Genomic DNA, 14,396 nt, shown 5'->3' with positions numbered 1-14,396 from the left:
GTGAAAATGTCCATAAGCCCATGTTTTTTATCTCCTCAAGCGTGTAAGAGATAAAGTTGTTTCGAGTCTCAGATCTAGCCAGGTCCGGAGGGGGACGATGTAGACTCCCTGCGGGATGAACATGATCGGTAAGATCCCGGAAGGCGGAGCCTGAGGAAGCTTACCACATATAGGAAGTTCGACGAAGACCGCCACGTCCTGTGGCAACGTCGAACGACCCTGCGTCGTGCAGGGCCGGAAAGCGAAATCATCCTCCGCAGACCTTCCGCTCAACAAATGTCTCGAAACTGAGTCTTCAAGTAACGGGAGCTTATCTTTAATGAAGAGATTTAGGGTAGTACAAGAGCTGGGTAGTTATTAGTATTTCTTACCTTATCAGTCTAGTAAATTTCCCTGTGTGAAGAAGGAGTACCATAGGAATAGAGCGAATATCCTAGTTAGGAACCAACTTTGCGATAAAAAGGGGAGAGAAGAATGAGCAAATATTCTATTGAACAATTTATTAGAGAAACAAAGCAGGACGACGCAGAAAATGAATACTTCGAGTTGGAAACCCCAAGGATCCTGGAAGTGAACTTGACCGATCAAGTGTGGGCTAAAGCAGGATCCATGATCTCGTACAACGGGCAGATTAAATTTGAAAGAGAGGGATTCCTCGAGCACGGCGTAGGTCGTTTCGTGAAAAAAGCCATGAGCGGAGAAGGAAGCTCTCTAATGAAAGCTACCGGACGCGGCAGCCTTTACTTAGCCGATCAAGGTAAAAAAATTACGATTCTGGAACTGAATAACGAAGAAATTACAGTGAACGGCAATGATCTTCTCGCCTTCGAACCAGGTGTAGATTGGGATATTCAACTGATGAAAAAAGTTGCCGGAATGATGTCTGGCGGTCTGTTCAACGTCAAACTGCAGGGAAGAGGAAAAGTGGCGATCACGTCTCATTATGAACCGCTTACCATTATGGTGCGTCCGGGTCAGCCAGTAATTACCGATCCAAATGCTACGGTCGCCTGGTCGGGTCATTTGCAGCCTGAATTTCGTACAGATATCAGCTTTAAAACTCTCATAGGACGGGGAAGTGGAGAATCGATCCAAATGGAATTCAATGGCGACGGCTTTGTCATCGTCCAGCCATTTGAAGAGATTAATACTTCAGGCGAGCGCGGCAAATAAAGATTTGTCGAATGATGGAGAATTCAATATAGACTGGCATTTTCTCATGGCAATCTGAATAAAGTAAAAGACCGAGAGCTGAATATGTTTTTTTCAAAAAAAATTCAAGCTTCATCCTTTACTTCACTGCTAAAACGTTGTAAGATATGAGATAACTTAAAAATAAATAACGGAAACTTCTTATCCAGAGAGGCGGAGGGACTGGCCCTTTGATGCCCGGCAACCATCGAATCAATCCAAGGATTGACGAGAACGGTGCCAATTCCTGTAGGATGGTGACATCCTAAGAGATGAGAGGATCGTACGGACTATAATACGACCCCTTTTCTTGGATAAGAAAAGGGGTCTTTTCGTTGTCATATACCCGTGAAGGCTCTCGATAGAAGTTGCGTTAAAAAGGAAAGGAAAGATGAGACATGGCGAAGGCAATTTTTGGAGCAGGGTGTTTCTGGGGAGTAGAAGCATTCTTTGAAAAATTTGAAGGCATTACATCTACACGAGTCGGATATATTGGCGGTAATCTGGAAAACCCTTCTTATGAACAGGTGAAAACAGGTGAAACAGGTCACGCAGAAGCTGTGAAAGTAGAGTATGACCCGACTGTTATTACTTATTCTGAACTTGTAAATATCTTTTTTGAAACGCATGATCCAACATCAAAAAATCGTCAAGGTGCTGATATTGGCCACCAATACCGCTCAGCGATTTTTTACAATGATGCCAGTCAAAAATATATTGCTGAAGAGAAAATTAAAGAATGGGATGAGAAAGGCACTTTCAAGCGCCCGATTGTAACAGAAGTTGTTAAGACCACCACTTTCTATGAAGCGGAAGAGCATCATCAGAAGTATTTGCAGAAGAACGGATCAGTAGCATGTGGAATCGGCTAACACTGCTAATCCTTGAAAGGCACTCCGAGTATTTACTCGGAGTGCTTTTTTTAGGTCTGCGAAGTTACGCACCAAACCAGGAAGGGAAAACCTTTGACCAGAGCGAAATGAGTGAGAGACAGATTTCGTGAAAAGGGGGGAGCGGAATTGTTATGGATCAATGAATCAATATTAATTATCATGTGTTTGTTTATGGTGGCAGGGGCACTGGATTACTATGTTCTTAATCAACGTTTATCTTTAGGAAAGCATTTCTATGATGCTTTTATGATGATGGGTCCGCTCGCCTTATCCATGGTAGGAATTATCTCACTTGCTCCCGTCTTGTCAGAGATCGCTGCGCCGGTTATTGGTCCTGTCTTTAAAGGAGTGGGTGCCGATCCCTCTATGTTTGCTTCTATGATTTTAGCGATTGATATGGGAGCATATTCCCTGGCCGAAGCTTTAGCCTTAACGGATGAAGCAGCTGTATTTTCATGGGCATTTTTAGGGACAATGATGGGCCCAACGCTCGTCTTTACTATACCGGTCGCCCTTACTGTTATTCAAAAAGAAGATCGTCCTTATTTCGCCAAAGGGATCCTCATCGGAATAGTGACAATTCCGATTGGCTGTCTGGCAGGCGGAGCAATCGCAGGATATGAATGGTTATGGATGATGCAGAACTTATTGCCAGCGCTTCTTCTTTCTGTTCTCATCGGTATGGGCTTATGGTTGTTTACGAATGGGGCTATACGGGTGTTTGCCTGGTTTGGAAAAGGAGTCGAAATCCTTATTATTACTGGACTTGCAGCCATTACGATTGAAACGCTCACGGATTTTACCATCATTTCAGGCATGGCCCCGCTTTCTGAAGGGGTCTCTATTGTAGGCAGGATTACTGTTACCCTTGCAGGAGCTTATCCTTTAATCGCTTTTTTGAATCAAAAAGGGGAAAAGATATGGAATCGCTTGAGCCAGAAGATTGGTTTAAATGCTTCTGCTATGACCGGCCTCCTCGCTTCACTTGCCCATCATTTACCCATGCTTGCCATGATGAAGCACATGGATAGCAGGGGGAAAATCGTGAATTCGGCTTTTGCGGTAAGTGGAGCTTTTGTACTGGGCAGTCACTTTGCTTTTGTAGCAGGGATTGAGAAAGATATGATTGTTCCTGTTATGGTGGGCAAGCTGATCGCTGGAGGACTCGCTGTAGGTATTGCCTTGCTTTTAACAAGAAGGTATGAGCAGATGACTTTAACCAAGTAATTAACTAGGCTATAATCAACGTGAATCTAACCAAAAAGGAGTTTTTTTACTGTGAAGACAGAAATGAAAGAGCGCTACAGCGAATATATTGAAAAATTCAAAGCGACGGCTCCTGGTGATGTGCAAGAGAAAATGAAGCAGGCCATTCAAGAACTGGAGCAATCTTCTGATGGAAAAGGTCTATCCGAAGGTGAAAAAGCTCCCAATTTCAACCTTCCTGATGCGAAGGGGAATACAATAGAATTATACAAACAGCTGGAAGAAGGACCTGTCATATTGACGTTTTATCGTGGAGGCTGGTGTCCTTATTGTAATATGGAACTCCGGGCTTACCAGGAAATTCTCGATGACATTCACGATAGTGGGGGCGAACTTATTGCGATCAGTCCAGAACAGCCTGATCACTCTCTATCCACTGCTGAGAAAAATGATCTGCAGTTTCATGTGGTAAGTGATGTTGGAAATGAAACGGCCAACCAGTATAATCTCATTTATCAGCTGCCAGATTATCTGATTGAGGTGTACAAAGAAAAAGGGCTGCGAGTAGACGAGCATAATGGCGATGAAGCGTGGACCCTTCCGGTTTCCGCAACTTATGTAATTGACCAGGATGGAACCATCGTTTATGAATATACCAAAGAGGATTACAAAGATCGTGCAGAGCCTTCAGAAGTACTGGAGCAATTAAAAAAAGTACGAGTATAAAAAAGGAAGCACAACTCCATTTATACTGGGGTTGTGCTTTTTATTTCGTGTATTTGTTAGCATAGCTGCTTGCGGCAATCGAATCTGGCTTAATTTTCGGCTCGATCCCAAGCGATTCAATTCGGGCTACCATTTCATTTACATACAGTCTTGTCCGGTTCCGCTCTCCTGAACCAATGTCAATATGCCCCTCCATTGTAAAAGTAGCACCTTTGTAAATATGAGGCAGAATGATATCGATCATTTCATTTTTCTTTTCTTCGGTGAATAAAGAAGCAATATGTTCGGTCAGTGATGTCTCATAAGAGATGCGTTCATGAAGTGTAGTCATTTTTCTTGAGATAAGTTTCTTGCAGAAACAGGCCCACGCGCCTTTTCCAACACGCTGGATAACGATTCCTGTAATAAAAATGGTGTGAGAAGGGTGGATTTGAGAATCAGTGCCAAGCATTAAACGGTAATTTCCGAGCGGGTCCTTCTTCATAAAGGTCAGGATATGGTCGAATACTTGATCAAAGTCCATCTTTTTGTGGGTTATGTTTTGGAACTTGAGGTCCTTTTCCATCTCAGTCACCCCTTTGTTTGTTAAGAAAGGACATTATATGCTGCCTTCCTTACTATAGGATATTCATTAAGTCCTACTGGAATGCGGATTCAGATGAGGTGCAGGAGTAATTTAACTTTATCATGTATATAACGGGAGTATCCCTCCTTTATTATAAAATTATGTAAGAATTTAATGAAGAATTAGTAATTGGGGGACAAAGAAAGTTAAATAGTCATCTACTTTAAGAAACACGATTCTTCTGGAACCAGTTGAAGAAAATAATAAATAAGAGAATGACGACAAAAGCACCTGTAATAAATGTGATTAGTGTGTTTTCCTGATAAGCAAAGATAGCTCCGTATCCCCATATGAAAACGAGAGGAAACCACGTATCTTTCTGAATAAAATAAAAGGCAAGAGCAATAAGACCTCCCGCTACAAGAATAAAAGCGGACCATCCCAGTTCTCCAATGGCAAATAGTTCTTGTACTCCATTTGCTTTCAAAACGACAAAGGTATCCACGATAGTAGCTATAGAGGTCCAGGCGAGGTAAATGGAAAAGGGGGTTCTGTATTTATGCGTAGAGAGGTGAAGTCTTTGAATGCTCGTGTACACCACAGAGAGAGTAAGCAACGATAAAGTAATGAATAGTAGCGAAGGAGTGGTTCCAACGATAACGGTAGTCCCGGATAGGAACATACTTAAAGGAAACCACAGCCCGATATGCTCAACGACACGATTAAGCTCTTCATTTGCAAAGAAAGATTTCATTAGAAAGACGAGAAGAAGGAAGTAAATAACAAACCAAATCGAAAAGGCAAAAGGGGCCGGCATAACATATACATTAGCGGTAGATGGATTCATGAAATCTTGTGATAAGAAGAAGGAAGCGGTGAGCAGATACATAAAGCTGGCTAAATTAATTAACTTCAGACCAAGTAGTTTCATGTGATGATCTCCTTTACTCTGTGATGTTAATTTCACTGCTGTTCCATCGTCCAGGGGCGGGACAGCCTGGAGCTAGTACAGTTTATGTGCCAATTTGGATTAAATGACAGGAAGATGTAATCGCCGCAACATTGCGAAATTAAAGATTTCGCTCTTCATACTCTATTAATGCCGCACGGATGGCGGCTGTGTATTGCTTGAAAACTTCCGTTTGGTTAGAAGCATCATTTCTTGAGCTGTAGTTAATCGTTCCATTTTCAAAAAAAGCTTTTCTTTGCGCTCGGGTTAATTCTAGTTGAACGCCCTGTCCGGTTTTGGTTTGATTCACAATATTATTGGGATGGTCGCCGTCTAAATGCTTGGGGGCTTCCTTAACACGGAAGCCGTTTGCTTCTAAATGATCAGAAATTAAGCCTCTTAAATCCTCATTTAATCCACCTAGTAGCGTTTTTTTCTTGTCCCCCTCAGCCCCATGGATAGAAATATGGATTGAAGCTTCTTTCGCCATTGAAAGAGCCTGAGGTTCATCAAAATTAACAGAATTTATATGTAAGTTATTAAAATTCCCTCTACTAAGCTTTCCCTTAAAGGTGTATAAGCTGTATTTTTTGCCGGCGATAGCGTCTGCCACCTGTGAAGTTACCTGCTCAATTCCTCCTCCGTGAATGGCACTTACGAGTACACGGTTATTTGACGATTCACGTTTTTGGATTTCCCAATCCTCACTTTCTTCGAAGACCTCACTTAACTCTGCAAAAGTGCAGAATCGATCCCCCTCTGCTGGACACTCCACGGAAGAAACGCTTCTGCTAAAGCTGTTATTCTGAAGCGTCAGGGTGATGACAGCCGCAGAAGCTGCCAGCGTAAACGCTCCAATAATTAATTTAGTCTTAAACATAGGAATCACTCTCTCTAAAATGTTCAATTTGTTAACAATGGTTGAATCGTTCCTCCAAAGTTAAATAACTTCCATAAAAACAGGAACCTTCCTGAGGGGGAAGAGTTCCTTATCTTTTGTGCTATAAGATAAAAATCCAAATGAGAATAATAGAGATGACAAAAGTAATGGAATAAATAACCGTAAGCATAGGAATGCTCGAGTTTTTAGTTTCATTTTTCAGACTATCGGTTTCATTTTTAGAGGAGCTTTTCTTCTCCTGTTTTGTCATTTCTTTAGCAAACATGATGGTACTGACAAGGGCTATGATGGAAACGATGATCACCACTGCATAATAAATCGGGTACATAGATATCCGCTCCTATCACTCATACTTACTACTATTATAAATTATGCTGAGGTTTGCTGCGAAACATACACGCTCTCCAGTATGCTTTCATAATGCATCCTTACAAGAAGGAGGGGGTATCTTCATCTTTCAGGATGCTAGAATCATTCCCGTGAACCTCTCCGTTAAATCTAAAGGGGAAGTTTTGCGCTAGTACGTATTCTGAATAGAATGGTCTTCCGATAGGTTCAACCCGTTTATATAACGAACCCCATCCGTCTTTACGGATGGGGGAGATCGTTTAAGTCCTTAATGTTCTACAGCTGCCCCCTGTTCTTCGGACGTTTCGTGTTCTGTCTGTTTCGCTCGTTTAACGAAAAGGGAAACGATAAATCCAATGGCAGCTAAAGTAAAGGCAATAAAGTAAACCAATTCAACACCGGCGACAAGCGCTTGACTCATGACCGTTTCAGATTCAGGATTTTGTGCATTGTTTAAATAGCTTTCCTCTCTCGTAGTCATCAAACTAATGAACACAGCGACCCCTACAGCACCGGATACCGGTTGTAAAGTATTCATAATTGCCGTGCCGTGGGGATAGAGTCGTTTAGGGAGCTGATTCAAACCGTTCGTCTGAGCCGGCATCATAACTGCTGATATCGAGAGCATAAGCAATAGATAGCTGAGTACAATCCGCCAAATCGGTGTATCCATACTTACCTGGCTTAAGGAGAACAAGGTTCCCATCAGAATAGCTGTCGCTGGAATGATCAGCAGCCGCGGACCAAACTTATCAAAGAGTTTTCCCATCACTGGAGACATGAGCCCATTCAATAAAGCCCCGGGAAGCAGAATCAGCCCAGCTGTTGCAGCAGGTATGGCGAGTGGTCCCTGCATGTACATGGGTAAAATGATTTCGGATGAAAACATTGAAACCATTACTATAATAAATAACACAAGACCGATGGTAAACATCGGATATTGGAATACGCGTATGTCGAGAAGCGGTTCTTCAAGCCTTAGCTGGCGAATTGAAAAGAAGATGAGGGACACCGCCCCTGCAATGATCATGGCAAGTACCTGGAAATCAAGAAAACTTGCTTCACCTTCTCCTGCCGAACTAAACCCAAGTACTATTCCGCCAAATCCTACAGTGGATAGTACAATAGAAAGAATATCAACTTTTGGTTTCGTTACTTCTCCTACGTTTTTCAAAAACTTATAGGCGAACGCAATTGAAAATAAAGCAAATGGAACAACGGTAATAAACAAATATCTCCATCCTAAATACTCAACGATAATCCCTGATAACGTGGGACCAATCGCCGGTGCAAACATGATGACAAGTCCAATCATGCCCATAATGGCCCCTCGGCGTTCGGGTGGAAATAAAAGTAGGAATGTATTAAAGATTATCGGAATTAATAATCCTGTTCCAACCGCCTGCAGTAGTCTTCCCACAAGCAGAACACCAAACGAAGGAGCAGCCGCACAGATGATTGTTCCCATCGTAAATATGGTCATCGTGCCAAGGAACATTTGTCTTGTTGTAAATGTTTGAAGCAGCAAAGCGGAAACAGGAATCAGGATTCCCATCACCAGCATAAATCCTGTAACCATCCATTGCACTACAGGAGCTGTAATATTAAATTGTTCCATTAATGTAGTCAAAGCAATATTTAAAAGCGTTTCATTTAAAATGGCAAAGAACGCTCCAATAATCAGTGAAATCATAACAGGTTTTACATTAAAGTCAGGATCGTCGGCTAAAAATTCATATTTGGTTTTATCGTCCACAAGTAAGCCTCCTTATTTAGCAGTCACAACCTAATATTATAAAGGAAGAAAAGAGGAAGCGATAGTAAAAAACCTTTATCCTTACATATGTTCAGGAGTCTCAATTCCAAGCAAACTCAGACCGTCTTTCAATACAATGGTAAAGACGTAAATAAGGGTTAAGCGCGCATTCTGTTGCTCACCTTGTAGAATTTTCGTTTCCGCATAATACTTATTAAAAGCCTTGGTTAGCTCGAGTAAGTATTTAGCGACGTGTGAAGGATCATGGTCCGTTTTAGCTTTTAAAATCGTTTCTGGATATTGACGGATCCATTTCACAAGTTGCCAGGAAGATTCTTCGATAAGTGAAGCGTCTGCTTCTTCTATATGAAATGCTCCTTTTTCAAGTAGGGAGCGTCCTCTGACGTAAGCATACTGTAAGTACGGAGCGGTGTTCCCTTCAAAAGTCAGCATATCTTCAAGTGAGAACTCTACATCACTGCGGCGATCATGCTTTAGGTCGTGGAAGATCACGGCTCCAACACCCACTTGTTTCGCAATTTCCTCTTTGTTTTGTAATCCGGGGTTTTTCGCTTCAATATTGGAGACTGCTTGTTGTATAGATTCGTCCAGTACCTCCTCAAGCAGGATCGTTTTCCCCTGGCGTGTGGACATTTTCTTTCCATTTGTAAGCATCATACCAAAAGAAATATGCTTGAGCTGATCAGCCCAGTCAAAATCAAGTTTGCGTAACACATGCTTCACCTGTTCAAAATGTAACGATTGTTCATGTCCCACAACATAAAGAGCTTCTTCAGTTTCATAAGTCTGATAACGGTCAATAGCAGCTGTTAAGTCTCTTGTTGCATAAATAGATGTTCCATTGCTTTTCTGGATGAGGCAGGGAGGCAGCCCTTCATTATCAAGACGAACCACTTGGGCACCTTCCGATTCTTCAAGCAGCTGGTTTTCCTTCAGCAGCTTCACTGTTTTGTCCATTTTGTCATTGTAGTAAGCTTCTCCTCGAGTGAGATCGAACTCAATACCGAGCAGTTTATAAACCTTATCGAATTCTTCCAGGGATACATCTTTAAACCATTTCCAGAGCTTCAGCGCTTCTTCGTCCTGCTGCTCTAGTTTCTTAAACCATTCCCGTCCCTCTTCAATTAAGGAGGGATCGTCTTTTGAGGCTTGATGAAACTGGACATATATTTTCGTAAGTTCCTTTAAGGGATTTTCTCGTACCTTCTCCTCATTGCCCCAGTGCTGGTAAGCAGCAAGAAGCTTTCCGAACTGTGTGCCATAATCTCCTATGTAGTTAATCTTCACAGTAGTATAGCCACATTTTCCCGCCAAATTCGAAAGAGCATTTCCAATAACGGTGGAGCGGAGGTGCCCCATAGAAAAAGGTTTTGCGATATTTGGTGCAGACATATCCAGTACGACCGTTTTACCTTTGCCGAAATCGTGATTCCCATAATGAGATGGATCCGTAAGCACTTGCTTAATGGTTTGCTCCGTTACAAAAGCTTGATTTAGAAAAATGTTAATATATCCTCCTGCTGTCTGTACTTCATTGAAGATATCATGTTTGAGTTGGGATGAAAGCTCAGAAGCGATCTCTTTGGGATTTCTTTTGAAGAAAGAAGCCAATGAAAAACAGGGAAAAGCTAAATCACCTAAATGCGGCTGCTTGGGAATTTCAATTTTGTCTAGTACCCATTCTCTTGAAAACTGTTCACCTAAAATATGGGATAGCTGTAGAGCCAGAATGTGCTTTTCCATTTATAATTCCTCCTTCAAATAAAAAAACCTCGTCTCTTGAAAGAGACGAGGTTAAACTCGCGGTACCACTCTTATAGCTGTATAGCCACTCGGTATTGTTAACGGGGGTGGCCCCGGCCAATCCCTACTTGTTTCAGGCAGGCTTCTCAAAAGTCCGGTTCACTTACGGGTATTGGTTCAGGCTCTCACCGTCCCTGAATCGCTTGGCCTCACACATAAGTTACTCTCTTTTTCATGGAATTTAATTAATTTTAGAAAAGTATAGCGGATGGAGGCCGGATTTGCAACATGATTATGGAATAACAATGGATAGGCTGGGAAAAATATCAGGGAAATGAGGTGAGAGTTATGGACTGGATATGGAAAGCGATACTGATAATCATCGTGGGCACGATCATCCTTAGAATTGCAGGACGTAAATCGATATCTCAAATGACGCTTTCTCAGACCGTCATTATGATTGCGATCGGCTCCCTTTTAATTCAGCCGGTGGCCGGGAAAAATGTCTGGGTTACCTTTGGTGTAGGCGGAGTGCTTGTTTTAACCTTAATTGCAATGGAATTCATGCAAGTGAAATTTGATTTTATGGAAAACTTTTTAACTGGGAAATCTAAGCCAGTGATCGTAAATGGTCAATTAAATGATCAGAACTTAAAGAAAATGAGGCTGACCGTTGACCAGTTGGAAATGAAATTGAGACAGCAGAGCGTTACCTCCATTCAGGACGTAAAGTCTGCGACCCTCGAACCGAATGGTCAGATTGGTGTAGAACTTAAGGAAAATTATAAACCAGCTACTAAACAGGATGTAGAAGAAGTACGAAAAGAATTAATTGCTTTAAAGAACCTGTTAGGGTCGAATACCGCTTACCAGGCGCCACCGACACCACAATCGGTAAACATTTTTCAAGAAGTGGAAACGAAAAAAAACCAGCAGGATATTCCAGACCGCCTTCAATAATGGTGTTTTTTTACACATAGGCAGAATGAAAGAAACCCTGGTTAAATCTTGGTACAATAGAAACAAGATTAATTAGAGGTGAGTTATTTGAATTCATTACAATCATTAGAATCTATTCAATCGTTTATTAACCGTGAACGGTTGTCACTTGTTTATATATCACAACCGAATTGCTCCGTCTGCCACTCGTTAAAACCTCAGGTTGAGGAGCTGCTTGAAGATTACCCTGGCATATCCTCTATCCATGTGGACGCAAGCGAAGTACCTGAAGCAGCCGGGCAGTTCTCTGTATTTTCTGTTCCCGCGGTCCTTGTTTTCTCAGAAGGTAAGGAACTGTTCAGAAAGGCGCGCTTCGTACCTCTAGGAGAACTGAATCAGCAGCTGGTGAAGTATAATCATTTTATTAACGAATCTTAAGCGGAAACTTACGGGCCCCACAAGCCCGTAAGTTTTTTTGTGCGATCTTATTGATTCCACTAAAGCGCCGGTTACTGTAAGACTCAGGTTCGAGATATCTTAGTCCGTTGCTGATATAGAGATGGGCTGACTACGGAAACAACTCGTCTTGTTCCATCACCCAGACACTCGAGACATAAGCCGCTCATCAACGGATTGAAAAACTGCAATCCTTTTGAAGGTCGGCTTATGCTGGTCGTGTCTTTCAGGGTGATTCCACATTTGAACACTTTCCTGCGGCCCTGCGTCGTGCAGGGCCGGAAAGCGAAATCATCCCCCGAAGGACTGTCCTCTCAACCTAAATATCTTGAAACATAGTGTTAAAGAAAAGGGAACTTCTCTTTAACACTATGTTGTAGGTATCCCAGAGGTTTTGAAATGCTATAACCCTTGCTGTGATAAGTTTTTTGAATATTTACTGAATTCATATTATTGGGTTTTATATGGAAATTCGTAAAAAATCAGTCCGCAAATACAGCCATGAGAAGCCATTAATTGCGATGAGAAGCGATGAGATGAAAATATCTCGCTGTGAAACCGTTTACACTAACTAATTGGCTTTTATAGACATCATTTGGTAAATACCCCTTGATTCAATTTTTGCCAGTGTTATGATGAAAAACGTCATAAAGAAAGCGAACAAAAAATACGAACGGGAGAGATTAACTCAAATGATCAAACAAACGATTGCTTTTCTAGGTGCAGGCTCTATGGCTGAAGCTATGATTTCAGGTATGGTTGAATCCGGGAACATTTCAGCAGATCAGATCATTGTAACCAATCGAAGTAATCAAGATCGATTAAATGAGATTAATGATAAATATGGTGTACGTACGGTATTAAAAGATGATTTAGACTTTTCACAAGTGGATCAACTTATTCTGGCTATGAAGCCAAAAGATATTGATGCTGTACTTGAAGACTTACGTTATAAATTAACTCCGAATCAAGTACTTGTCTCCGTCCTTGCTGGAATTTCTACTTCATATATGGAAGATCGTCTGAATGATGGTCAAGAAGTCATTCGAGTGATGCCGAACACATCCAGCGCGCTTCGTGAATCAGCAACCGCGATGTGTCCAGGGCATTATACAGATATGGAAAATGTTCTAGTAGCTAAAGCTCTTCTACAGTCTATTGGAGAAGTTTTCATTATTCCAGAGGATAAAATGGATGTCTTTACCGGAATTGCCGGAAGCGGTCCTGCTTATTTTTACTATCTAATGGAGCATATTGAGGAAACTGGCCGTGCCGAGGGTATGGATTCCAAAACTCTTAGAGAAATTGGAGCACAAACTTTACTCGGTGCAGCCAAAATGATGCTTGAGGGCGAAGAAAGCCCAGCAGAACTTCGTAAAAAAGTTACCTCTCCAAACGGAACGACAGCGGCTGGCCTTGATGCACTGGAAGAAAGCGGCGGTGGAGACGCGATCTCAGCAGCTGTTAAAGGTGCTGCCGGACGCTCAAAAGAGCTCAGTAAAGAAATAGAAGGCCTGTTAGTAGGAAGTAAATAATAAACTCGACGCAATACGTTAAATAGGAGTGATATGTTGACTCAAGATAAAAAAAGAGTAGTTATAAAAATAGGAAGCAGTTCTTTAACCAGTTTGCACGGCGAGATTAGCCGTCGGAAACTCGAAAAACTAGTAGATGAAGTCGTCCGATTAAAGGACGATGGCCACGAAGTATTACTCGTATCTTCGGGTGCAGTAGCGGCTGGCTATCGTAAGCTCGGATGCCTGGAGCGTCCAAGCACTTTACCTGAAAAACAAGCCGCCGCCTCAATTGGTCAGGGATTACTAATGGAATCGTATTCTGATCTATTCCTGTCTAATGGTTATATTGGATCCCAGATATTAATCACGCGCAGTGATTTTTCTGATGAAGATCGTTATAACAACGCTCGTAATACTATTAACGTATTGCTTGAACGCGGAATTATCCCCATTGTAAATGAAAATGACACCATTACCATCGACCGGTTGAAATTCGGTGACAACGATACATTGTCCGCTAAAGTAGCTGGCCTTGTCGATGCAGACCAATTAGTGATCTTATCCGATATTGATGGTTTATATAATGCAGATCCTAGAAAAAATGAGGATGCTGAACTTCTCAATAAAGTCCACGAAATCACCCCAGAGATTGAAGCAGCAGCTGGCGACCCAGGAAGCGCCGTCGGTACAGGAGGCATGAAATCCAAAATAGACGCCTTCAAGATCTCTATGGCGTCTGGTATATCTTCTTTCTTAGGAAAAGCAGGTACCGACAACATTGTTTATGATGCTGTCTACCACAACGCAAGAGGAACCTATTTCGAAACCGCACCGGAAACGGAGAATCTCGATCAGAAGAAACAATGGATCGCTTTTAACTCCGGACCTGAAGGCGAAGTTATTATTGACCATCGCGCTAAAGAATCTATTGTAGAAATGAAGAGAAGTTTGCTTCCTACGAATGTGCACCATGTAAAAGGACGTTTCAAAGAAGGTGCCGTTGTGCGTATTCATGATTTAGAAGGCGAAGAAATCGGCCTTGGAGTCGTAAATTATTCTTCAGAGCAAATGAAGGAAATGATTACTCTTACAGAACCTGAACTTGAATCTTATGAAAAAGCGGCGATTGAACGAAAAGATTTTGTCTGTCATTTAGATGTAGCTCTACCCGTAGGCGTTTAAAAA

14 protein-coding genes, 1 riboswitch and 1 other annotated feature are annotated in these 14,396 nt (G+C 41.9%); of the genes, 8 read left to right on the top strand and 6 right to left on the bottom strand.

Going from position 1 to position 14,396, the window contains the following annotated elements; translation table 11 throughout:
* The first annotated feature begins 474 nt into the window (after nt 1-474).
* The 4 genes from LCM11_RS06035 to LCM11_RS06020 all read left to right on the top strand — a co-directional run bounded on the left by LCM11_RS06035 (nt 475) and on the right by LCM11_RS06020 (nt 4,016).
* Nucleotides 475-1,173 carry an AIM24 family protein gene (locus LCM11_RS06035; protein WP_224893342.1) on the top strand — a complete coding sequence of 233 codons (699 nt, stop codon included), beginning with the start codon at nt 475-477 and terminating at the stop codon, nt 1,171-1,173.
* 177 nt (nt 1,174-1,350) lie between these two features.
* Nucleotides 1,351-1,470: riboswitch (SAM riboswitch) on the top strand.
* Between the two features lie 119 nt (nt 1,471-1,589).
* Complete coding sequence (gene msrA, locus LCM11_RS06030; protein ID WP_224893341.1) at nt 1,590-2,063, top strand: peptide-methionine (S)-S-oxide reductase MsrA; 474 nt, start codon at nt 1,590-1,592, stop codon at nt 2,061-2,063.
* Between the two features lie 147 nt (nt 2,064-2,210).
* A complete protein-coding gene (gene eutH, locus LCM11_RS06025) occupies nt 2,211-3,311 on the top strand; it encodes an ethanolamine utilization protein EutH (RefSeq protein ID WP_224893340.1) in 1,101 nt (366 codons plus the stop codon).
* Between the two features lie 51 nt (nt 3,312-3,362).
* On the top strand, nt 3,363-4,016 hold the full coding sequence (locus LCM11_RS06020; RefSeq protein ID WP_224893339.1) for a peroxiredoxin-like family protein: 654 nt from the start codon (nt 3,363-3,365) through the stop codon (nt 4,014-4,016).
* Nucleotides 4,017-4,056: 40 nt separating this feature from the next.
* Here the strand turns inward: LCM11_RS06020 and LCM11_RS06015 are convergent, their stop codons facing one another.
* The 6 genes from LCM11_RS06015 to argS form a co-directional block, all read right to left on the bottom strand.
* Nucleotides 4,057-4,581, bottom strand: coding sequence for a ribonuclease H-like YkuK family protein (locus tag LCM11_RS06015; protein WP_224893338.1), 525 nt, complete (start codon nt 4,579-4,581; stop codon nt 4,057-4,059).
* A 223-nt stretch (nt 4,582-4,804) separates the two neighbouring features.
* A complete protein-coding gene (locus tag LCM11_RS06010; protein ID WP_224893337.1) occupies nt 4,805-5,512 on the bottom strand; it encodes a hypothetical protein in 708 nt (235 codons plus the stop codon).
* A gap of 139 nt (nt 5,513-5,651) precedes the next feature.
* On the bottom strand, nt 5,652-6,410 hold the full coding sequence (locus tag LCM11_RS06005; protein ID WP_224893336.1) for a poly-gamma-glutamate hydrolase family protein: 759 nt from the start codon (nt 6,408-6,410) through the stop codon (nt 5,652-5,654).
* Nucleotides 6,411-6,531: 121 nt separating this feature from the next.
* Entirely contained in the window at nt 6,532-6,759 is a 228-nt protein-coding gene (locus LCM11_RS06000) for a hypothetical protein (RefSeq protein WP_224893335.1), read from the bottom strand.
* 288 nt (nt 6,760-7,047) lie between these two features.
* A complete protein-coding gene (locus tag LCM11_RS05995) occupies nt 7,048-8,472 on the bottom strand; it encodes an MDR family MFS transporter (RefSeq protein WP_263622368.1) in 1,425 nt (474 codons plus the stop codon).
* A gap of 144 nt (nt 8,473-8,616) precedes the next feature.
* Nucleotides 8,617-10,299, bottom strand: a complete 1,683-nt coding sequence (argS, locus tag LCM11_RS05990; protein ID WP_224893333.1) for an arginine--tRNA ligase — start codon at nt 10,297-10,299, stop codon at nt 8,617-8,619.
* A gap of 38 nt (nt 10,300-10,337) precedes the next feature.
* Nucleotides 10,338-10,544 (bottom strand) — a binding site (T-box leader).
* 103 nt (nt 10,545-10,647) lie between these two features.
* On the opposite strand from argS, the gene LCM11_RS05985 reads away from it, so the two are divergent.
* The 4 genes from LCM11_RS05985 (at nt 10,648) to proB (ending at nt 14,393) form a co-directional block, all read left to right on the top strand.
* Entirely contained in the window at nt 10,648-11,259 is a 612-nt protein-coding gene (locus LCM11_RS05985; protein WP_224893332.1) for a DUF421 domain-containing protein, read from the top strand.
* A gap of 87 nt (nt 11,260-11,346) precedes the next feature.
* Nucleotides 11,347-11,676, top strand: a complete 330-nt coding sequence (locus tag LCM11_RS05980) for a thioredoxin family protein (RefSeq protein ID WP_224893331.1) — start codon at nt 11,347-11,349, stop codon at nt 11,674-11,676.
* Between the two features lie 710 nt (nt 11,677-12,386).
* Nucleotides 12,387-13,229, top strand: a complete 843-nt coding sequence (gene proC, locus LCM11_RS05975) for a pyrroline-5-carboxylate reductase (protein WP_224893330.1) — start codon at nt 12,387-12,389, stop codon at nt 13,227-13,229.
* 36 nt (nt 13,230-13,265) lie between these two features.
* Nucleotides 13,266-14,393, top strand: a complete 1,128-nt coding sequence (proB, locus tag LCM11_RS05970; RefSeq protein WP_224893329.1) for a glutamate 5-kinase — start codon at nt 13,266-13,268, stop codon at nt 14,391-14,393.
* The last annotated feature ends 3 nt before the right edge of the window (nt 14,394-14,396 follow it).

Origin of the sequence: Halobacillus halophilus, from assembly GCF_020171985.1 — a bacterium.
In the GTDB taxonomy this organism is placed as follows: Bacteria; Bacillota; Bacilli; order Bacillales; family Halobacillaceae; genus Halobacillus; species Halobacillus halophilus_A.
The sequence above is the reverse complement of the archived record's forward strand: the minus strand, read 5'-3'. Positions and strand labels throughout refer to the sequence as shown.

Bases quoted from the DNA above. Each gene is read 5' to 3' on its own strand.
- LCM11_RS05995 (WP_263622368.1), bottom strand. From the start codon at position 8,472: ATGATTTCACTGATTATTGGAGCGTTCTTTGCCATTTTAAATGAAACG.
- LCM11_RS05985 (WP_224893332.1), top strand. From the start codon at position 10,648: ATGGACTGGATATGGAAAGCGATACTGATAATCATCGTGGGCACGATC.
- proC (WP_224893330.1), top strand. From the start codon at position 12,387: ATGATCAAACAAACGATTGCTTTTCTAGGTGCAGGCTCTATGGCTGAA.
- msrA (WP_224893341.1), top strand. From the start codon at position 1,590: ATGGCGAAGGCAATTTTTGGAGCAGGGTGTTTCTGGGGAGTAGAAGCA.
- LCM11_RS06010 (WP_224893337.1), bottom strand. From the start codon at position 5,512: ATGAAACTACTTGGTCTGAAGTTAATTAATTTAGCCAGCTTTATGTAT.
- LCM11_RS06035 (WP_224893342.1), top strand. From the start codon at position 475: ATGAGCAAATATTCTATTGAACAATTTATTAGAGAAACAAAGCAGGAC.
- LCM11_RS06005 (WP_224893336.1), bottom strand. From the start codon at position 6,410: ATGTTTAAGACTAAATTAATTATTGGAGCGTTTACGCTGGCAGCTTCT.
- LCM11_RS06000 (WP_224893335.1), bottom strand. From the start codon at position 6,759: ATGTACCCGATTTATTATGCAGTGGTGATCATCGTTTCCATCATAGCC.
- LCM11_RS06015 (WP_224893338.1), bottom strand. From the start codon at position 4,581: ATGGAAAAGGACCTCAAGTTCCAAAACATAACCCACAAAAAGATGGAC.
- argS (WP_224893333.1), bottom strand. From the start codon at position 10,299: ATGGAAAAGCACATTCTGGCTCTACAGCTATCCCATATTTTAGGTGAA.